The sequence below is a fragment of the Desulfovibrio porci genome (assembly GCF_009696265.1).
Lineage (GTDB): Bacteria > Desulfobacterota > Desulfovibrionia > Desulfovibrionales > Desulfovibrionaceae > Desulfovibrio > Desulfovibrio porci.
In genome coordinates this window covers 37,767-56,682 of the sequence record NZ_VUMH01000002.1, presented here as the reverse complement: position 1 = coordinate 56,682, position 18,916 = coordinate 37,767, and the positions used below count along the sequence as shown (strand labels likewise).

The window sequence follows — 18,916 nt, the reverse complement described above, 5'->3', positions numbered from 1 at the left end:
TGCGGGGCTCAGGACGCTATGCGGAACATGCTGAAATTCGGCCTTCAGACCCTTTTCCTGCTGCTGGTTCTGCTGGGCGCCGGCACCATCTATTCCATTATTCAATCCCAGACCTATGGCCGGCTGATCAACTATGTGGGCATCGTGCGCGGCGCGACCCAGCGCCTGGTCAAAATGGAATTGGCGGGACAACCGCGTGACGTGCTGGTCGTCTACCTTGATGATATCCTGCACGAACTGCTTACCGGCGACGGCCCCTATGGCCTGATCCATCCGAGCGATCAGGAATACGAAAAAAACCTGTCCCGGCTCAATGTTCTGTGGGGAAAGCTCAAAGAGGACATCCGGGCGGTCCGGAAGGACAAGACCGCTTCCGGCGTTCTGCTCGCCGACAGCGAAGCGTACTTCGAACTGGCCAACAAGACGGTCTTCTCCGCCGAGGCCTACGCCGACAGACAGATTTCGCTGCTCTTGCAGCTGATTCTGATCATGGCGCTTTTTTTGCTGCTGACATGGCTGTTCATTCTCTGGGCATACAGCAAGAAGATGCTGCTTCTGGAGCATCTGAGCAAAAACCTGAGCGACATGACCGACAGGGACGCGCTGACCGGCGCGTACAATCTGGAGCGCTTCAAGCGCGAGGCCCGGGAACTGATCCGCGCGGACGAAACAGCGCGCTACGCCGTCGTTTACATGGACTTCGCCGATTTCAAATACATCAATGATGTTTTCGGCTATGAGTACGGCAACGCCATTCTGCGGGAATACACCCGCATTATCCAGAACGAGCTCGGGGACAAGGAGATTTTCGGCCGTGTCTCGGCGGACAACTTTGTGATCCTGCGCAGGTATGAAGAGAAAATGGAGGTCATGGCGCGGCAGCGCTCCATTGACGCCATGATTACGGATTTCATGTCCAGATCGCAAAACAAGCAGACCGTGCCGGTGTGCTGCGGCATCTGCTGCATTGAGGACGCCCCCGGCGATCTGGTTATCGAAAACCTGCTGGACCGGGCCAATTTCGCCCGCAAGACGGTGAAAAACGGCGTCCATGCCAATTACGCCTTCTATAACGAGAGCATCCGCGACAAGTTGCTGGAGGAAAAGGCCATTGTCAGTCAGATGCAGGAGGCGCTGAACGACAAGGAATTTGTTGTCTATTACCAGCCCAAGGTGGGGCTCAGCAGCGGCGCCATTGCCTGCGCCGAAGCCCTGGTGCGCTGGAAAAAAGCCGACGGCCGGGTCATCGCGCCCGACAAGTTCATCCCCATTTTTGAAAAAAACCGTCTGATCAGCGCCCTGGACCAATACGTCTTCGAAACCGTCTGCCGCTTCCTGCGCCGACGCCTGGATCAAGGCCAGCCGGTTCTGCCGATTTCAGTGAATATTTCCCGGCTCCAGTTTTTCAGAGAGGACTTTGTGGCGACGTATGCGGGCATCAAAGACCGTTATCGCATCCCGGACGGCCTGCTGGAGCTTGAGTTTACCGAATCCATCGCCTTCGACAATCTCGCGTTTCTGGCGGACATCGTGAACCAGCTGAAAAGACAGGGGTTTTTCTGCTCCATTGACGATTTCGGCAAAGGCTATTCCTCGCTCAGCCTGCTGAAAAGCCTGCCCATCGACACGCTCAAGATAGACCGCCTGTTTTTCCTTGACAGCGACGACAAGGAAAAAGACGCCATTCTCGTGGAGAGCATCGTGGGCCTGGTCCGCAAACTCAATATCCGGACCGTGGCCGAAGGCATTGAATCACAGGAGCAGGTCGCTTTTCTGAAAAGCATCAACTGCGATCTGGTGCAGGGCTATGTCTTTTTCCGCCCCATGCCGGAGCAGGAATACGAAGCGGCCATCGAGAGAGAGAGAGAGAGAGAGCCTCTTATCCAAGTCTGAATCAGACCGAGGGCAAACGTCGCAAAACGGAGTTTGCCCCGTCGGCGACAGCCCCGCCAATGGCGGTCACATAAAGGAACACAGCTATGGACGAAATTCGCATTGTGGCCGAACTTGAAGTTCTGCCGGAACACCGGGAAGCCATGCTGCCCGCCTTCCGCGCCATGGTGGAGGCCAGCCGGGCCGAAGCCGGCAATCGGGCCTACGACCTGACCGAAGATCTGGAAAATCCCTGCCGCTTTTTCATCCTTGAGGCCTGGGCCTCGGACGCGGCCATTGCCGAGCACAACGCCAGCGCGCATTTCAAAGCCTTCGGAGACTTCCAGAAGGACAAGCTCGCCCGGAAACGCGTCACGCTGCTCCGCCCGGTCTGCTGATATTCTGCGCGCGTCAGGGCCTTTCAGGCTTGAAATGCGCTACGCCGTACACGGCGTACCATTAGCCCGGCTTACGGGCACGGCGGAAATGCAGACGTCCGCGTCCGCGGCGAATAAAAACACCGTATTTCCCCAACCGGCGGGCAGCGTCGCTTTTGAAACGGGACAATTGCAACAGCAAATGCCCTACTCTTCAAACGTGCCCTTGCAAAGCACCCGCCCCTCGTGGAGCATATGCCGCCCTTTGGCGAAAAGGCTCCAGGGCCGCAGGTCCGCGTCCAGCACGAGCACGTCCGCGTCGCTGCCCGCCGTCAGCGCCCCTTTGGCCGGAAAGAGGGAAAAAGCCCTGGCCACGTTGCTGGTGACCGGGGCCAGAGCCTGCGTCATGGACAAGCCCTCGGCAAGGACGCAATCCCGGAACTCCGCGCAGAGCGTGCGCAGATCCGAAGCCACCAGACCTTCCACATGCCCCTGGTCGTCATAGCGCGCCGCACTGCCGTTGCCGTCCGAACTCATCAGAATCTGTTCCGGCGGCACGCCGGAACGCAGGGCGACGGCGATGGCCGTGGACGGCTTGAGCGTGTCCGGCCCCAGGGTCGCGCTGTTCAGGCCGGAGGAAACATCCATGAAGCCGCCGCGCCGGGCCAGCAGCATGGCCTGCTCAAAGGCCTGCGGGCTGCGGTTGATATGGGTGGCGATCAGATGCCTGGCCAGATAGGGACATTGGTCGATGACCTCGAAAATCCGGGCCAGTCCCTCGGGCGCGGCCCCGATGTGAATGATCAGCATGCCCACAATGCCGCGCAGCATGCCGCCCACCCGCACATCCGTGGCCAGGGCCGCCAGTTGCGCGGCGCTGACGGGCGCGACGCGGTGGTCGGCAATGGCGATCTTGCCGCCGCGCACCTTGGAGACGCAGGCAAAATCGCGCGTCACCGAGCCGGTGATGGTCGGCGACGGCAGGGGATAGCCGCCGGTCATGATAAAGGTGGACAGGCCCTCTTCCTCCAGGGAACAGGCTTTGGCCAGCACGTTGTCCACATGCCGGGTCACGCCGTCGGTGCCGAGCAGGCCGCCCAGCGTGGTCACGCCCCCGGAAAGAGGCACGGAGAGCGGCAGGGGCGGCACCTGGGTGTGAAAACCGGCCTCGCCGCCGCCGCCCGTGATATGCACGTGGGCGTCAATGAAGCCCGGCACGGCCGCGCGGCCTTCGGCGTCCAGCAGCAGCGCGGGCTCAAGGCAGGCGGGCAGCGTGATGTCCGGAGCCAGAGCCGCTATTTTATCGTTGACCAGAAGGATGTCGTTGCGGCCCAGATCTTCGGGCGCATACACATGCGCGTTTTTGACCAGAACGGCGTTCATCGTTTCTCCTCAGCGGCGGCCAGACTGTCTTGCCGCAGGTCCGCTTTCTTTTCCTCGGCCATTTCCTCGGGCGTGAGGCGGGTCATGGTGATGTTGAAAAAGGCGTAGAGCAGGGAAACCACCGGCGTAAGATAAAGCAGGAAAACCCAGGGAACGTATTCCGCATAGGTCACGCCCAGGGTGGCCATGGGGAAAAGGGCGTTGTTGGCCCAGGGCACCAGCGGGCCGCCCAGGGTGCTGGCGTCTTCCACCACGCGCGAGCAGTTTTCGGGCCGGAAGCCGTTTTTGCGGAAGATCGGGGCCATCAGCGTGCCGGTCATGACAATGCTGAAGTAGATGGCGGCCGTGAGCATCAGGGTTCCGTAGCCGATGATCAGCGTCGCGCCCACCAGCTTGAAGCCCGTGTCCGCACGCCGGGCCAGAGGGTCAAGGGCCGCGTCGATGACGCCCATGCGCTTGAGCATGCCGCCCAGACCGCAGGCCAGGATCACCAGGCAGAGAATGTTCAGCATGCTGGTCACGCCGCCCCGGTTGAGCAGCTTGGCCAGAAAGGGATCCTCGAACTGCCCCTTGTAGCCGCCCCACATGGTGTTGAAGGCCGTGGAAAGGTCCATGCCGCCGTGCAGCACGGCGATGGCCACGCCGAACAGGGCGCCGCTGGTGATGGCGACTACCGGATTGCTCCGGCGCAGAAGCAGTATCAGCACCAGCAGCATGGGCAGGGCCGGGATCACGCCGATGCGGAAATGGCTGTCCAGGCCGTTCAGGATGGTGGTCAGCTGGCCGGAGGAGATGTCGCCGGAATGCTGAAAGCCCAGGATGGCGTACAGGATGAAGGTAATCACGTAGGCCGGGGTGATGGTGAAAAACATGTGCTTGACGTGCCGGAGCAGGGGCACGCCGTTCACGGCCGCGGCCATGTTGGTGGTGTCCGAGAGCGGGGACATCTTGTCCCCGAAAAAGGAGCCGCAGATAATGCTGGCGGCGGTGAGGCCGGGCGTGAAGCCCAGGCCCGCGCCGATGCCCATCAGGGCCACGCCCACGGTGCCGATGGTTCCCCAGGAGGTGCCGGTGGCCAGCGAGGTCAGGGAGCAGACGATCAGGCTGGTGACCAGAAAAAGGCTGGGCGTGATGATGTTCAGGCCCACATAGATCATCACCGGCACGGTGCCCGCCGCGATCCAGGCGCCGATCAGCGCGCCCACGCACATCAGGATCAGGCAGGCCCCCATGGCCTTCATGATCAGTTCATAGGCTCCGGCTTCCAGGTCCGCGTAACTGAAGCCCAGACATTTGCCGAAAGCCGCGCTGACGATCCAGCCCGTGAGCATCAGCAGATGCAGCTGAAGTTTGAAAAAGATCAGGCCGCCCGCGATCAGCGCCACGATAGTAAGCAGCGTCGTGACGGCAAAGGCGAAGGAAGGCGTTTTGTGTTGCGGCATGGGATGTCCTCCGGACATGTTGAGCCTTGCGACGGCGCGGGCCGGGCTCTTACGGCTTTTGGGGCGCGGCTGAAGACGGACGGGCCATTTTCTCCGGCTGAAGCAGGGCGTCGAGCTGTTCCCGGCTCAACAGCTTCCGGGCCAGCACGATATCCACCACCGAGCCGCCGCTCTCCAGTGCCTCTTTGGCCACGGACGCCGAATTCTCATAGCCGATATAGGGATTGAGCGCGGTGATGATGCCGATGCTCCCTTCCACCAGTTCCCGGCAATGCTCGCTGTTGGCCGTGATCCCGGCCACGCAGCGATCCTGGAGCGCGCGAAAGGCGTTGCCCAGGCGGCGGATGCCGGTAAACAGGTTGAAGGCGATGATCGGCTCCATGACATTGAGCTCAAGCTGACCGGCTTCGGCGGCCAGGGTAATGGTCACGTCCTTGCCGATGATGTCGAACGCCACCTGATTGACCACTTCGGGGATGACCGGGTTGACCTTGCCCGGCATAATGGACGAACCCGGCTGAAGGCGCGGCAGGTTGATTTCATTGAGGCCCGCGCGCGGCCCGGAGGACAGCAGGCGCAGGTCGTTGCAGACTTTGGAAAGCTTGACCGCGATGCGTTTGAGCACGCCGGAAATCTGCACATAGCCGCCGGTATCCCAGGTGGCTTCGATGAGATTGGCGGAAAGCACCACCGGAAGGCCGCTGAAGCGGGCCAGTTTCTCCGTGGCCAGCGCGGCATAGCCCTCGGGCGCGTTGATGCCCGTGCCGATGGCCGTGGCCCCCAGATTGATCTCCAGCAGCAGTTTCCGCGCCTCCCGCAGGCGCAGCATGTCCTCGCCGAGAGTCGTGGCATAGGCCCCGAACTCCTGTCCCAGGGTCATGGGCACGGCGTCCTGCAACTGGGTCCGCCCCATTTTGAGCACCTCGGCGAACTCTTCGGCCTTGATCTCAAAACCCCGCCGCAAATGCGCCATGTCAGCCAGCAGGCCGCCCAGCTTGTCGTACAGGGCCAGGCGCAGGGCGGTGGGGTAGACGTCATTGGTGGACTGGGAACAGTTCACATGATTATTGGGGTGGCAGTAGGCATACTCGCCCTTGGCATGGCCCAGCAGCTCCAGGGCGCGGTTGGCGATGACCTCGTTGGCGTTCATGTTGGTGGAGGTGCCCGCGCCTCCCTGAATGCAGTCCACCGGGAACTGGTCGTGCAGCTTTCCGTCCGCCAGCTCGTCGCAGGCCGCGCAGATGGCCTCGCCCACGTCGTGGGGCAGGCAGCCGAGCTCCATATTGGCCGCGGCCGCCGCCTTCTTGACCAGGGCAAGGGCCGTGATCATGGCCGGAAATTCCGCCAGCGTGATCCCGGAAATGGTAAAATTCTCCATGGCCCGGCGGGTCTGGATGCCGTAATAGACATCGTCCGCGATGGACATCTCACCGAGAAAGTCGTGTTCCAGACGGCTCATCCGCATACTCCTCGCAGAATTCGCGCTGTCAGCGCCGCGCGCCCGCGCGTTTTGCGGGACGCGGCAACAGCGCGGCATTGCCCCGCTTTCTCTATGAAAGTTGAGCAATATCAGTCAATTAATGATTTTTGTTGTGTATGCCCAAGGGCATGGGGGCACACCCTGGAGGCATGGACGGGCATTGGTTCCGTCAGCGCATGCTACGATAGTACTCGCTTCAGCCGTTGCGGCGAAAGAGCTTTAGCCGCAGGCGAACTTGTGAGCCGTACGGATAAAGACAGCATAGCTGACACAGCCGGAAGCCAAAAGAACCGATTCAGAAACACGCCCTAACGCGGCTCAATAACCTCCGTCCCATCCATATAGGGCGCCAGCGCTTTCGGCAGAACCACACTGCCGTCCTTTTGCTGCCCGTTCTCCAGAATGGCGGCGATGGTGCGGCCCGTGGGCAGGCCCGAGCCGTTGAGGGTGTGGACGAACGCCGTCTTGCCGCCCTTGGGCTTGAAGCGGATGTCCGCGCGCCGGGCCTGGAAATCAATACAGTTGGAGCAGGAGGAAATCTCGCGGTACGTGTTCTGCGCAGGCAGCCAGACTTCCACATCGTAGGTCTTGGCCGAGCCGAAGCCCATATCGCCGGTGCAGAGCGTGATGACCCGGTAGGGCAGTTCCAGCAGCTCCAGCAGCTGCCGGGCATGGCCGCACATCAGCTCCAGCTGGTTGAAGCTGTCGTCCGGATGGGCAAAACGGACCATCTCCACCTTGGTGAACTGATGCATGCGGATGATGCCGCGCGTGTCCTTGCCCGCGCTGCCCGCTTCGGAGCGGAAGCAGGGTGTGGCCGCGCAGTAGGCGCGCGGCAGGTCGGCCTCGTCCAGCACCTCGCCCGCGTGCAGATTGGTCAGCGGCACCTCGGCGGTGGGGATCAAATAATATTCCCAGTCGCGCAGCTTGAAGAGGTCTTCCTCGAACTTGGGCAACTGGCCCGTGCCGGTCATGGTGGCCCGGTTAACCATATAGGGCGGGCTGACTTCGATGTAGTCCTCGTGCCGGGTGTGCCGGTCGAGGAAAAAGTTGACCAGAGCCCGTTCCAGGCGCGCGGCCCAGCCCAGGGAAACCACAAAACGGCTGCCCGTGAGACGCGCGGCGCGCTCGAAATCCAGCCCCCCCAGGGCCGTGCCCAGATCGCCGTGTTCCCGCGCCGGAAAGTCAAAGGCGCGCGGCGTTCCCCAGCGGGCCACTTCCACGTTTTCCGTTTCGTCCCGGCCCACGGGCACGGAGGCGTCCGGGATGTTGGGCACGCGCATGAGCCAGGCTTCCACATCGGCTTTGGCCTGGGCGGTCTGGCCGTCCAGCTCCTTGATGCGGTCCGACAGGCCGCCCAGTTCGGCCAGCAGCGGACCGGCGTCCTGGCCTTCGCGCTTCAGGGCCGCGACTTGGCCGGAGGCGGTGTTGCGCCGGCTCTTGAGGGCCTCCACTTCCGCGAGCAGGGCCCGGCGGCGGGCGTCCAGGCTCAGAAATTCATTGACGTCCAGTTCCGAATGCCGGTCGGCCAGGGCCTTGGCCAGCACTTCCGGCTGCTTCTGCACCAGTTTGAGATCAATCATAACCGCTCCTGCGCCGCGCCCTCGGGACGCGTCAAATCGGAAAGCCCGGCAAAAAACGCCGCGTGCGAAAATCCGACAAAGCCTGTAGCATGGGGAGCATTGCCTTGCAAGACGCCCGTTTTCCGGATATATCTAAAGAATATCATAAAAATTTTGAAACTTTTCCGAACCCCGCGAGGCCGCCATGAAACATTCCCGCCGTAACGTCACCGCCGCCCTGTTGTCCGGCCTGCTGACAGTCCTGCTGCTTTCGGCCTGCGGGCCTAGCAACAATGTGCGCTTGCTGCCCCCGCCGCCGCTGGACGCCTCCGTGCTGCCGGCCCCCAACGCTCCGCGCGTCAGCGTGGTGACCTTTGCCGACAAGCGCCAGGACCAGTCCGCCCTGGGCGTGCGCCGCGACAAGAGCGCCTTTGTGACCGGCGACGACGTAGCCCGGTGGATCAGCCGGGCGCTGGCCGACGAACTGGCCCGCAACGGCATGCAGGTCACCTTCGCCCTCAATGTGAACCAGGCGCGCAGCGGCAATCCCGACTATCTGGTCACCGGCCAGGTAGACGAAGCCTGGCTCCGTGAAACCTCGGCCACGGACCTCTCCACCAACCTGCGGGTCAATTACGTGCTGGCCAACCGCCAGGGTCGCCTGCTGCGCGAGTCGCTGAACTCCAGCCAGAGCCGCTCCGGCCTGCCCTCGGGCGCGGCCGCGGAAAACCTCATGCTGGAAACCCTGCGGGATCTGGTGAAGCCCATGGCCCAGAAGATCGTACAGACCATTCAGGCCAAAAAATAGGTGCCCATGACGGCCTCGCGTTTCGGGCTTGCGGCCCTTGCGCTGGCCCTGTGCTTCTGGACGCCGCCCTGCGCGTGGGCCGGGCCTGTTCCCGGCCTTTCCGCCGGACCGGCGGACGCCGCCGATTTCACGCCGGAGCTGGAGCTGGCCACGGTCACTGAAGTGGAGATGCGCCGCGTGACCCCGCCGGTGCCCCGCGACGCCGCCTGGGCGCACGCCCGGGCCACGGCCTGGCTTAACGCCCTGCGCCGCGCCGCGGCCGCCTTTCCCCGGCGGCGGGAGATCCGCATGGGCGTATCTCCGGCGGAACGTCTGGCCCTGGCCGCGCAACTCTACCGCGCCGCCGCGCCGCCGCTTGCCGACGCCCCGCAGGCCGGAAAGACCGGCGCGGGCTCTCCGCTGCATGTGACCCTCAGCCTGACTCCCCGGCCCCAGGCCGGAGAAGAGCTGATCCGGGCCCTGCGCAATCCCGAATTGCTGGCTCTGCGCCACGCGCTTATCAGCGAGACCGGAGACGTTCTGAAAATCATGGACCGCCACTGGCCCGGCGGTCTTGAAAAGGACGATGTGCCAAGCCCCGGGCCTTCTTCCGCCGCCGAGGCGAAAACGGCGGGGGCTGCGGAGCCCGCCACGGAACGGGATTTCTGGCGCGCCGAAGACTGGGAGCGTATGGGCGCGCGTCTGGACGGACTCTGGCGGGCACAGGTCGCCCTTGATCTCAGTCCCGAGGGCTGGCTGACCGACGCCGACGCCCTGGCCACGCTGGAGCGGGCGGCCGCGCGGGCTCCGCGCAGCGCCACGGTCCGATTGCTCCTGGCCGAGGCCCAGTTGCAGCGCAACCTGCCCCAGCAAAGCCTGGAATCCTGCACGGAAGCCCTGCGCCTTTCTCCCGGTCTGGGCAGAGCCCGCTACATCCGCGCTCTGGCCCATTGGCGGCTGCAACAGCTGGCTCTGGCCGAGGACGATCTTAACGCGGCCCTCAACGTCCGGTCCGGCCCGGCCCCCCAGGGCGCGGAACTGGCCCGGCGGCTGCGGGCGCGCGGCGCGGTGCGCATGCTGCGCCGCGACTATCCGGGCATGTGCGCGGACTTCGCGGATGCCTGCGGCCTGGGCGACTGCGAAGGGCTGGCCGTGGCCCGCGCGCAGAACTACTGCCGGACCGGCGCAACGGCAACCCCGGCGCGGCCCGCGCCCGCCACCCTGCCGCCGTCCTTTCTCGCCGCGCCCGCCGGTGAGTCCCCCGCCACATCCAAAGACGCCGGGACGCGCGGGACCGACACATCCGAGGAATCCGCGCCGTGAACCGCGACCCTCTGCTCAAAGTCTACGGCCACGTCTATCCTGTTTCAGACGCATTCTACGCCGATCTGGAAGCGGCCTGCACCGGGGCCATGCCCGACGACACGGACGAGTCCGTGCTCTGCCGCGAGGGCGATATGGCCCGCTTTTCCTTTGAGGGCGTCTATTTTCCCGTGGATGAAACGCTGGAAGTCCTGAACCGGCATCTGCGGCCGGAACATCAGGGCAAGCTGGACGTGCTGGATCTGGAAAACTGGCGGCTTATCCGCCATGTCTTCGAGCAGGGCCGCATCCGCACCAGTTCCGCGCCGCTGAATAATGTGCTGGATTATGCCGGGCATTGAACGGGCACAACGGCCTCTCCACCGCATTCACTGCCGGCGCTTGAAGAGTTTTTCCAGGGCCGCCGCGTCCCAGCGCAGCACGCAGGGGCGGCCGTGCGGGCAATATTCGCGTTCCGGGGTGGCCAGCCACTGGCGCAGCAGCCCGGCGGCCTCGTCGTCCGTGAGGCGTTGCCCGGCCTTGATGGCCCCCTTGCAGGACATGGAAATGAACATGCCCGCCAGGTCGTCCTTGCGCCCGGCCAGAGCCTCGCGCAGAAAATCGCGGGCCTCGGCGCGCGAAAGCACGGGCGGCATGGCCCGCACCAGTAGCGCGTCGCCCGCGCATTCCAGGGCGAAACCCAGGCTTTCCAGACGGTCGCGCAATTCCTGAAAGCGCTCCCGCTCCGCCGGATGCAGATTGAGTTCCAGAGGCAGGGCCAGACACTGACCCGTGCCGGCGAATCCGCCCCGGCGCAAGCGCGCATACAGCACCCGCTCATGCGCGGCGTGCTGGTCCAGCAGAAGCAATGCGCCCTCGTCGTCGCGCAGAATCAGATAGGTGTCGGCCGCCTGCCCCAGATAAGCGAAGGGGCCGATCCGCAAGGGGTCGCGCTCCCGCGGCTCCGACGCGGTTTCAGGGACGGCGTCGGGCATGATCGCCGCTTCCGGTTCAGGCGCGGGCCAGTCCGCGTCCGGCATGGGAACGGCCGTATCCTCAGGCGGGAGCGCTTGCGCCGCGCGCGGCCCATAAGGCGCAGCCTCTTCCTCGGCGGAGACGAAGACGCGCGGGGCCGCGCCCTGACCGGCGGGCGCGCTCACCCGCCAGCCCTCGGCCGGGGAGTCCGTGCCGTCCGAAGTTTCCGGACGGGCCAACAGCGGCGGATTGTCCAGGCGGCCCCAGAAGCCCTGTGGCCGGGGCGCGGGCGGTTCCGGGGCGGAGCGCTCTCCGGCGGCCTCCGGCGCGGGAAACAGCGGTCCGTCCTCACGGCTGGCGGAATCAGCATCAGAGCCTTGCAGAGCCGCCGTGAAAGAGGTGGTCAGCGCGCCTTGCACGGCGTGCAGGCAGGCGGAAAAGACCGCCGATTCATCCCGGAAGCGCACTTCGGACTTGGCCGGGTGTACGTTGACGTCCACTTCACGCGGATCCATGTCCACAAAAAGGACCACCTGCGGATAGTCGCGGCTGGTCAGACGGCCCTTGTAGGCTTCGCGCACCGCGGCCAGCAGGCGTTTGTCCGTCACCGGACGGCTGTTGACGAACAACAGAATGCGGTCCCCGCGCGGCTGGCTCACCGTGGGCAGCGCCGCCAGGCCGTGCGCGCGGATGCCGTGGCGCTCCCCCTCGAAGGGGCGCAAGGCCTCCACGATCAGGCGGGGCCAGAGCAGGGCCAGACGGTCGCGCAGGGTCTGATCCGGCAGAAAGCGCAGCACCTCCCGCTCGCCGGAATGCAGGCTGAAACCCACATCCGCGCGGGCCAGGGCCAGGCGCGCCAGCCAGTCCTGGGCGCGCTTGAATTCCGTGGCCGGGGTCTTTAAAAATTTAAGACGGGCTGGTATATTGGAAAAAAGCTCGCGCACCTCCACAATGGTGCCCTTGTGCAGCGCCGCCGGGCTTGACGACAGCAAACGGCCGTGCTCCACTTCCACACAATGAGCCGCGCCGCCGCAGGCTGAAACAATGCGGAAGCGGGAAACCGAGGCTATGCTCGGCAAGGCCTCGCCCCGGAAGCCGTAAGAACGGATACGCTCCAGATCGTCCATGCTGGTGATCTTGCTAGTGGCGTGGCGCGTGACGGAAAGTTCCAGTTCTTCGGCGGCAATGCCGCAGCCGTCGTCCTGCACGCGGATCAGGCTCTGGCCGCCGTTGTCCAGGCGCACGTCCACGCGGACGGCATCGGCGTCCAGGCTGTTTTCCACCAGTTCCTTGAGCACGCTGGCCGGGCGCTCCACCACTTCGCCGGCCGCGATCTGATTGCGCAACTCAGGCGGTAATAAACGGATATGACGCATATTTTCAGACATGAAGCCAGTGTAGTCGGCTCATCCCCGCAACGCAAGCCGTCACAGCGGCCGGTTCCGCGCACTTGCCTTGCGGCGCGGCGTGCTTATTTTGAAAGAGGCAGGCAAAAACTGCGCCACGCCATGCGGTCTCTTGCGCGCGCCGCCTGCCGGGAGAATATCATGCGCAATACAAGCACAGTCATCACGCACGCCGAGCCCGGACTCTTCGCGCCCAAGGGGTATGATCCCGAACTGCTCTATGTGGAATGCGGCCGCTGCGGCTCTCCCGTTATGTGGGAGCAGGGTCGGGCCACCCGCATTCTGGAACAGGCGGGCATCGATCCCCTGGAGCTGGATGCATCCTGCCTGCTGGTCACGGACGGCTGCCCCATGTGCGGCGGCAAGGGCCAGTACACGGTCCAGATTTTCCGGGTCAGCGCCGGGGCGGAAACGCGCCGTCCCCCGTACTACGGCACGGCCTGAACCCATCACTCCCGCTACGACGGCAGAAGGCCGCCGGAGATTATGCTCTCCGGCGGCCTTTTCACACATACACCCGCGCTTCGCGCTCAGGCGTATTTCTTACTGATCTCTTCGCCCGCTTTTTCCACATCAGCGCGCATTTTGGCGCGGGCCGCCTCGATTTTTTCCCGCAAGGCGGGATCGGCCACAGCCAGGATCTGGGCCGCCAGCCAGGCCGCGTTGCGCGCCCCGGCCTTGTCCAGGGCCACCGTGGCCACCGGGAAGCCGGGGGGCATCTGCACGGTGGAGAAAAGCGCGTCCATACCGGCCAGCCCGCCGCCGGACACCGGAATGCCGATCACCGGCCTGCTGGTGCGCGCGGCCACGGCCCCGGCCAGATGCGCGGCCATACCGGCGGCGCAGATGAAGACCCGCGCGCCCCTGGCCTCCTCGTCGCGCACCAGAGCTTCGGTGCGTTCCGGCGTGCGATGGGCCGAACTCACGGTAAACACATAGTCAATGCCCAGGCTTTTCAGAACATCCACACAGGGGCTGACCTTTTCCTCATCGGATTTGGACCCCATCAGAATAACGACATGCGCCATGATTATCCCTTATTTGCTTCAATGCTTCCCCTGAGCGGGGCTTACTTGCCGGAGCTGCCGGACGTCCCGGACTGTCCCGCCAGACGGCGGATGCCCTTGTCGCCGATATCCGTGCGGTAAAAACCGTCCGGCATTTGGATTTTTTCCAGAGCCGCGTAGGCGGCTTTCTGGGCCGCGGGCAGATCGTCGCCCAAAGCCGTGACGCAGAGCACGCGCCCGCCGCTGGAAATCAGCACCTGATCCTTGACGACCGTGCCGCTGTGGAAAACCTTGACGCCGGGCAGAGCCTCGGCCTCTTCAATGCCCTTGATGACCAGGCCCTTGGGGTACGCGCGCGGGTAGCCCTTGGCCGTAAGCACCACGCCCAGCGCGGTCTGCGCGCTGTAGCCGAGGCTGGCCGGGTCCAGTTTGCCGTTGACGCAATCCAGCATGACCTGAGCCAGGTCGCCCTCCAGACGCGCCAGCAGGGGCTGGCACTCCGGATCGCCGAAACGGACGTTGTACTCCAGCACCTTGGGGCCGTCGGCGGTGAGCATCAGGCCCGCGTAAAGCACGCCCACAAAGGGGTGACCGTCCCTGGCCAGTTCCCTGAGAATGGGCCGGATGGTCAGATCGGCCATTTCCTCCAGCTGGTCGTCGGACAGCACCGGCGCGGGACTGTAAGCCCCCATGCCGCCGGTATTGGGGCCCTTGTCGCCGTCCCAGGCGGCCTTGTGGTCCTGGGCCGAAGGCAGGGGCACGGCCCGCTCGCCGTCGCAGAAGCAGAGGAAGGAGGCCTCCTCGCCCACCAGGCATTCCTCCAGCACAACGCGGTCACCCGCCGCGCCGAAGGCCCTGGCGTCCATGATGTCGCTCACGGCCTGCAGGGCTTCCTGCGAATTCCCGGCAACCACCACGCCCTTGCCGGCGGCCAGACCGTCGGCCTTGATCACCAGGGGCGCGCCTACCTTGACCACATGGTTTTTGGCCATTTCCGGATCGCTGAACACCGCGCAACGGGCCGTGGGCACCTCGGCCCGGTCCATGATTTCCTTGGCGAAGGCCTTGCTGCCTTCCAGGCGCGCGCAATAGGCGTCCGGGCCGAAACAGGCGATGCCGGCTTCACGCATACGGTCCACAATGCCCAGCGTCAGCGGCAGCTCGGGGCCGGGGACCACCAGATCGATCTTTTCCCGGCGGGCCAGGGCCACAAGAGCATCCAGGTCGTCAACGGCCACCGGCACGTTGGTCGCACCCTCACCGCACGTGCCGCCGTTGCCGGGCGCCACGAAAATTTCACTGACCCGCGGGCTCTGGCGGAATTTCCAGACCAAGGCGTGCTCGCGCCCACCGGAACCGATCACAAGGATGCGCACCTTGCCCCCCTTTTATGCTGATGATGGATGAAAAAAGGCCCCCCGCCCGGCGGCGGAGGGCCGGATTGCCATGCGATCCAGAACTGGGATCACTACGCCGGAAAACGCGGTTTCCGACTCGTTTACGACGGGCAAAACCCGCCTACTCGCATTTCATGCGTGAAGCGCTCTAATTGGGACTCACTTCAAAGTCGCTGAGGTCCGCGGGCATGTTCGGGTCGGTCTGGGACACGTCCAGCGGATAGGCAGTGATCATGCTCTGGCGGCTGCCGATGCCCAGATCCGGCGAGGTGTTCAGGCCCACCACCAGATCCAGGATGCCGTCGTTGTTCACGTCGGCCAGGTCGATTTCAGCCACGGAGCCCCGGATGCGCCGGGTCTTCCACTTCAGGCCCATGCCCACGCCGTCCCAGTACAGGGCGTGGATTTCGCCCTGGGGGAAGAAGCGGTAGCGGTCAAAGAGCTGCGAAGCCGTGGAAATGGGCTTGTTGAGCAGCAGCACATATTCGCCGGTACGGCCCAGATCCGCCGCGATCATGCGCATGGGCGCGTAATACTTGCTGGGCAGCTGGTAATTGCGGTCGATGCCCAGGCCGGGCATGCCCTTGTAGTGATCCATACCCGTGGCGGAACCGGAAAAACGCTCCATGGTGGTGTGGATCAGGGTGTTGCCGTTGCCCTGGAAAACCTTGATGCGCTCGTCGTCCGTGAGCATGACCAGCTGGTCGCCCTTGTTGTCCTTGCCGCCGGGCAGCCAGGCCACGTTGAACACCGTGGCGCCCGAGGGCAGGTCCAGGCGGGAGCCCAGGGAAAACTTGTTGCCGTTCTTGACCATCACATGCACGCCGGGAGCGAAGAGCTTGAGCGAATCCCAGCCCTGACCCACCAGGGTGGGCATGAAGGTGGGCGGCGTTTTGATGACGCTGGCGAAGTAGGGGATGCGGTCGGCGTACGTGGTCAGCTTGTTGCCCTTAAAGGAATAGAAATAGGAGTAGGGACGGTTGCCGTCCTCCTCAAAGGTGGCCACGACCAGTTCCATGGCGCCGTCGCGGTTCAGATCAATAGCCCGCATGGAAAAATTGATGTTGGACTGGGAAACCACGGTGGAGCCCAGTTCCTTGAGCTTTCCGTCGGGCTGCCAGATGTAGATGGTCAGCTTGTGATCGCCGAGCACCGCGATTTCGTTTTTGCCGTCGCCGTTGAAATCGCCCACGGCCATATCCACCATATTTTCCTTGAGGCGCTGGCTGCGCAGACGCGAACCGTCGCCGGCCCCGGCGCCCTGATAACGGAACTGCGGATTCAGGTAGACCTGCTGCTGGCCCGTCTCATTGACCACGATGTCCGAGTTCATCTGATTGACCGGCTGGCCCTTGCCCGGAGCCATAAAACTGGGCCGTGCCGCCACAGCCACGCCGAAAGCCTCGCTGCCCAGCGCGGAACTCAATTGCTGCACCGTGGAAGTCAGGCCGCTCAACGGCCCCTGGGCTGTTTTGCTCCAGGTCTTGCCGGCCTTGTCCACGCTGTGGACTTCAATGGTGCACTCATTGCCCATGACGCTCACCGAGCCCCACACCGCGTAATCCGCGCCGTTCATGGCCTTGCGGGCTTCGGCGGCGGAGGTTGCCCTGGTCTGCGCGCTGCGTCCCTCCAGCACGCCGGGCCGGTTGAGCCGGGCCTGCATGGTGGCCGGCACGGCTTTGGACAGGTAGGCGTAGCTCTGCGGCGCATTAACCGTAAAGGGCAGCAGCACAAAACTTTTCGGTGCGGCCGACGCGCTCTGGGCCAGTCCCAGAACGAGCGTCAGCAAGCAGACCGTAAAGGACAATCGCATGGCAAATTTCATCCCGTACTCCTTGGAGTATTTTTCAGCGGCGCGGCGAAGCTCCAACCCCGCCCATATCAGCGCACTATACGCATACTTGTCCCGCCACGCAATATGAAAGCCCCGGCCCTTCGGGGCGGGCGCATGAAAGACGGGAGTATCTCCATCCGTCCTCGGAGCGCGAATATCATCGCCGGTGGTAACGGGCCAACGATGATGTTGTCTCTGAAGGGCGACGTTATTCCGCCGGAGCGTAGCGCGGGCGGATGACCGCTGCCGGGAGAATCCGGCGGGAAATAAGGCCGGACGAAACAAACAGGAGACGTCCGCCCCGCGGGATGGGACAAATCCGGCTGACTTTGCCGCTGATCCGGCGTAGACTGGCTTCCATGCCCAAACAGCATTCCCGCTCCTTCCGCCTGGTCTGCGAAGACCGGCTCATCCCCCTGGTGGAAGCCCTGTTGCACGCGCAGGGCTACGCGTTCGAACCCGAACCATTTTCTCCCCTCTGCCGTCGGCTCTGTTGCGAACCCAGGCCCCTGGGCGCTTCCCTGGCGGCCTTTTTCGGCTATATCTACATTCAGGACCGCTCCTCCATGCTGCCGCCCCTGGCCCTGGCCCCCCGACCGGGAGAAGCCGTGCTGGACGTCTGCGCCAGCCCGGGCAGCAAAAGCGGCTTTCTGGCCCAACTGACCGGCCCCACGGGCTTTGTGCTGGCCAACGAGCCCACGCCCGCGCGGCTGGGCACCCTGCGGGCCAATCTGCACCAGTGCAATCTGCTCCAGGCCGCCACCTGCTCCTACAACGGCGAAAACCTGCCCCTGGCCCCGGCCTCCTGGAACGCCATCCAGCTGGACCCGCCCTGCTCCGGCTGGGGCACGGCGGAAAAGCATCCCCGCGTGCTCAAGCTCTGGCAGGGCGACAAGCTGAACAGCCTGACCGGCCTGCAACAGCGCCTGCTGCGCCGCGCCGCCTCCCTGCTCGCGCCGGGCGGGCGTCTGGTCTATTCCACCTGCACCACCAACGAGGCGGAAAACGAAGCTCAGGTCCGCTTCGCCGAGGAAGAACTGGGCCTTGTGCGCGAAACGCTGCCGCCCTTTCCCGGCTTTGTCTGGGAGGAACGTTCCGGCGGCGCGGGCACCTTGCGGGTGGACGGCGAAAAATCGCAGGCTCAGGGTTTTTACCTGGCCCTGCTGCGCAAAACAGCGGAATGCGGCAACGCTGACGCCACGGCGCAAACCGCGTCCGGCCCCCGCAAAGGACGCGAAGGACGGGACGCCGGCCGCCCACTGCCGCCGGAATGCCTGGCCGGACCCTGCTGCGATCCCGCCCTGCTGCCGCCGGGGCGTGCGGCGCTGTATGGCGAGCACGTCCGCTTCATTCCGGAACAGGCAACGGAAATGTTGCCGCCGGACCTCATCTGGCAGGGCGCTCTGCTGGGAAGGCTGACCGGCGGACGTCTCAGCCCGGCCCCGCGCCTGCGCCGCCTGCTGCCGGAACCGCCCCGGCCCGACGCGGCCCTGGTGCTGGACGACATCGCGGACCTGACGGCCCTGCTTTCCGGCCAGAGCCGTCAGACCGGGCTCGCGGGCCGGGAGGCCGCGCTCTGGTGGCGCGATCTGCCTCTGGGTCGGGTGGCCCTCAAACAGGGCCGGGCCGTAGCCACGTTCAAATAAACGCCAAGGAGGCCGCCATGCCCGTGAAGGCGCGCATGCATCTGAAAATATGGCTGACCCGCGCCGACGGCGACGCCGTTGACAAGGAAGGTCAGGAACTGGTGGGCCAGGGCCGCATAGAGCTTTTGCGCCGCATGGCCGAGTTGGGCTCGCTGAAAAAAGCCGCCGAGAGCATGGACATGTCCTACCGTCTGGCCTGGGGCAGGCTGAAAAAAATGGAGGAAGCTCTGGGCCGCCCCCTGGTGGAAAGCGGCGACAACCGGCGCGGCGGCTATCGCCTCACGCCCGCCGGCGAGGAGCTGGCCACGGCCTTCCGCCGGTGGGAGGACGAAGTGCGCCGTTTCGCCCTGGCGCACGCGCCCCAACTGTACGATCTCACCCTGGAGACCGGCGCGGAGGAAAATCCTGACGCGGAACAGGGCTCTGCCGCCCCGTCGCGGGACTGA

General features: G+C 64.5%; 16 protein-coding genes. 8 read left to right on the top strand and 8 right to left on the bottom strand.

The window, feature by feature from the left end:
- Positions 1-27 precede the first annotated feature (27 nt).
- Together FYJ44_RS02220 and FYJ44_RS02215 are read left to right on the top strand one after the other, a co-directional pair.
- Entirely contained in the window at positions 28-1,893 is a 1,866-nt protein-coding gene (locus FYJ44_RS02220) for a putative bifunctional diguanylate cyclase/phosphodiesterase (protein ID WP_229772463.1), read from the top strand.
- Positions 1,894-1,979: 86 nt separating this feature from the next.
- A complete protein-coding gene (locus tag FYJ44_RS02215) occupies positions 1,980-2,270 on the top strand; it encodes a putative quinol monooxygenase (RefSeq protein WP_154508747.1) in 291 nt (96 codons plus the stop codon).
- Positions 2,271-2,456: 186 nt separating this feature from the next.
- On the opposite strand, the gene iadA is transcribed toward FYJ44_RS02215, so the two are convergent.
- The 4 genes from iadA to serS form a co-directional block, all read right to left on the bottom strand.
- Entirely contained in the window at positions 2,457-3,632 is a 1,176-nt protein-coding gene (iadA, locus tag FYJ44_RS02210; protein WP_154508745.1) for a beta-aspartyl-peptidase, read from the bottom strand.
- On the bottom strand, positions 3,629-5,074 hold the full coding sequence (gene nhaC / locus FYJ44_RS02205; RefSeq protein ID WP_229772462.1) for a Na+/H+ antiporter NhaC: 1,446 nt from the start codon (positions 5,072-5,074) through the stop codon (positions 3,629-3,631). Before nhaC ends, iadA begins: the two co-directional genes overlap by 4 nt.
- A gap of 49 nt (positions 5,075-5,123) precedes the next feature.
- A complete protein-coding gene (aspA, locus tag FYJ44_RS02200) occupies positions 5,124-6,533 on the bottom strand; it encodes an aspartate ammonia-lyase (protein WP_154508742.1) in 1,410 nt (469 codons plus the stop codon).
- A 329-nt stretch (positions 6,534-6,862) separates the two neighbouring features.
- Entirely contained in the window at positions 6,863-8,137 is a 1,275-nt protein-coding gene (serS, locus tag FYJ44_RS02195) for a serine--tRNA ligase (protein ID WP_154508740.1), read from the bottom strand.
- A 184-nt stretch (positions 8,138-8,321) separates the two neighbouring features.
- On the opposite strand from serS, the gene FYJ44_RS02190 reads away from it, so the two are divergent.
- Genes FYJ44_RS02190 through FYJ44_RS02180 form a run of 3 tightly spaced genes read left to right on the top strand, consistent with a single transcriptional unit; the run spans position 8,322 to position 10,567 of the window.
- The gene (locus FYJ44_RS02190; protein ID WP_154508739.1) at positions 8,322-8,924 is read left to right on the top strand and encodes a hypothetical protein; all 603 of its coding nucleotides are present in this window, start codon (positions 8,322-8,324) and stop codon (positions 8,922-8,924) included.
- Between the two features lie 6 nt (positions 8,925-8,930).
- Positions 8,931-10,226, top strand: a complete 1,296-nt coding sequence (locus tag FYJ44_RS02185; RefSeq protein WP_229772461.1) for a tetratricopeptide repeat protein — start codon at positions 8,931-8,933, stop codon at positions 10,224-10,226.
- A complete protein-coding gene (locus tag FYJ44_RS02180) occupies positions 10,223-10,567 on the top strand; it encodes a hypothetical protein (RefSeq protein WP_288230265.1) in 345 nt (114 codons plus the stop codon). Before FYJ44_RS02185 ends, FYJ44_RS02180 begins: the two co-directional genes overlap by 4 nt.
- Positions 10,568-10,594: 27 nt before the next feature.
- Here the strand turns inward: FYJ44_RS02180 and mutL are convergent, their stop codons facing one another.
- Positions 10,595-12,568 (bottom strand): DNA mismatch repair endonuclease MutL, encoded by a 1,974-nt coding sequence (mutL, locus tag FYJ44_RS02175; RefSeq protein WP_154508738.1) that lies wholly within the window; start codon positions 12,566-12,568, stop codon positions 10,595-10,597.
- A gap of 159 nt (positions 12,569-12,727) precedes the next feature.
- Here mutL and FYJ44_RS02170 point away from each other — a divergent pair, with 159 nt between their 5' ends.
- Positions 12,728-13,030, top strand: a complete 303-nt coding sequence (locus FYJ44_RS02170) for a hypothetical protein (RefSeq protein ID WP_154508737.1) — start codon at positions 12,728-12,730, stop codon at positions 13,028-13,030.
- 86 nt (positions 13,031-13,116) lie between these two features.
- Here FYJ44_RS02170 and purE read toward each other — a convergent pair whose 3' ends face one another.
- The 3 genes from purE to FYJ44_RS02155 form a co-directional block, all read right to left on the bottom strand.
- Positions 13,117-13,614 (bottom strand): 5-(carboxyamino)imidazole ribonucleotide mutase, encoded by a 498-nt coding sequence (gene purE / locus FYJ44_RS02165; RefSeq protein ID WP_154508735.1) that lies wholly within the window; start codon positions 13,612-13,614, stop codon positions 13,117-13,119.
- 41 nt (positions 13,615-13,655) lie between these two features.
- Entirely contained in the window at positions 13,656-14,969 is a 1,314-nt protein-coding gene (gene purD, locus FYJ44_RS02160) for a phosphoribosylamine--glycine ligase (RefSeq protein WP_288230267.1), read from the bottom strand.
- 169 nt (positions 14,970-15,138) lie between these two features.
- Positions 15,139-16,815 carry an FG-GAP repeat domain-containing protein gene (locus FYJ44_RS02155; protein ID WP_154508733.1) on the bottom strand — a complete coding sequence of 559 codons (1,677 nt, stop codon included), beginning with the start codon at positions 16,813-16,815 and terminating at the stop codon, positions 15,139-15,141.
- Between the two features lie 368 nt (positions 16,816-17,183).
- Here FYJ44_RS02155 and FYJ44_RS02150 point away from each other — a divergent pair, with 368 nt between their 5' ends.
- Entirely contained in the window at positions 17,184-18,470 is a 1,287-nt protein-coding gene (locus FYJ44_RS02150) for an NOL1/NOP2/SUN domain family protein (protein WP_154509293.1), read from the top strand.
- A gap of 17 nt (positions 18,471-18,487) precedes the next feature.
- Complete coding sequence (locus FYJ44_RS02145) at positions 18,488-18,916, top strand: winged helix-turn-helix domain-containing protein (RefSeq protein WP_154508731.1); 429 nt, start codon at positions 18,488-18,490, stop codon at positions 18,914-18,916.

Excerpts from the sequence above, each read along its gene's own strand:
- FYJ44_RS02170 (WP_154508737.1), top strand. The coding sequence starts at position 12,728 with ATGCGCAATACAAGCACAGTCATCACGCACGCCGAGCCCGGACTCTTC.
- aspA (WP_154508742.1), bottom strand. The coding sequence starts at position 6,533 with ATGAGCCGTCTGGAACACGACTTTCTCGGTGAGATGTCCATCGCGGAC.
- serS (WP_154508740.1), bottom strand. The coding sequence starts at position 8,137 with ATGATTGATCTCAAACTGGTGCAGAAGCAGCCGGAAGTGCTGGCCAAG.
- FYJ44_RS02220 (WP_229772463.1), top strand. The coding sequence starts at position 28 with ATGCTGAAATTCGGCCTTCAGACCCTTTTCCTGCTGCTGGTTCTGCTG.
- mutL (WP_154508738.1), bottom strand. The coding sequence starts at position 12,568 with ATGTCTGAAAATATGCGTCATATCCGTTTATTACCGCCTGAGTTGCGC.
- purE (WP_154508735.1), bottom strand. The coding sequence starts at position 13,614 with ATGGCGCATGTCGTTATTCTGATGGGGTCCAAATCCGATGAGGAAAAG.
- iadA (WP_154508745.1), bottom strand. The coding sequence starts at position 3,632 with ATGAACGCCGTTCTGGTCAAAAACGCGCATGTGTATGCGCCCGAAGAT.
- FYJ44_RS02145 (WP_154508731.1), top strand. The coding sequence starts at position 18,488 with ATGCCCGTGAAGGCGCGCATGCATCTGAAAATATGGCTGACCCGCGCC.
- FYJ44_RS02190 (WP_154508739.1), top strand. The coding sequence starts at position 8,322 with ATGAAACATTCCCGCCGTAACGTCACCGCCGCCCTGTTGTCCGGCCTG.
- FYJ44_RS02185 (WP_229772461.1), top strand. The coding sequence starts at position 8,931 with ATGACGGCCTCGCGTTTCGGGCTTGCGGCCCTTGCGCTGGCCCTGTGC.
- FYJ44_RS02150 (WP_154509293.1), top strand. The coding sequence starts at position 17,184 with ATGCCCAAACAGCATTCCCGCTCCTTCCGCCTGGTCTGCGAAGACCGG.
- FYJ44_RS02215 (WP_154508747.1), top strand. The coding sequence starts at position 1,980 with ATGGACGAAATTCGCATTGTGGCCGAACTTGAAGTTCTGCCGGAACAC.
- nhaC (WP_229772462.1), bottom strand. The coding sequence starts at position 5,074 with ATGCCGCAACACAAAACGCCTTCCTTCGCCTTTGCCGTCACGACGCTG.
- FYJ44_RS02155 (WP_154508733.1), bottom strand. The coding sequence starts at position 16,815 with ATGAAATTTGCCATGCGATTGTCCTTTACGGTCTGCTTGCTGACGCTC.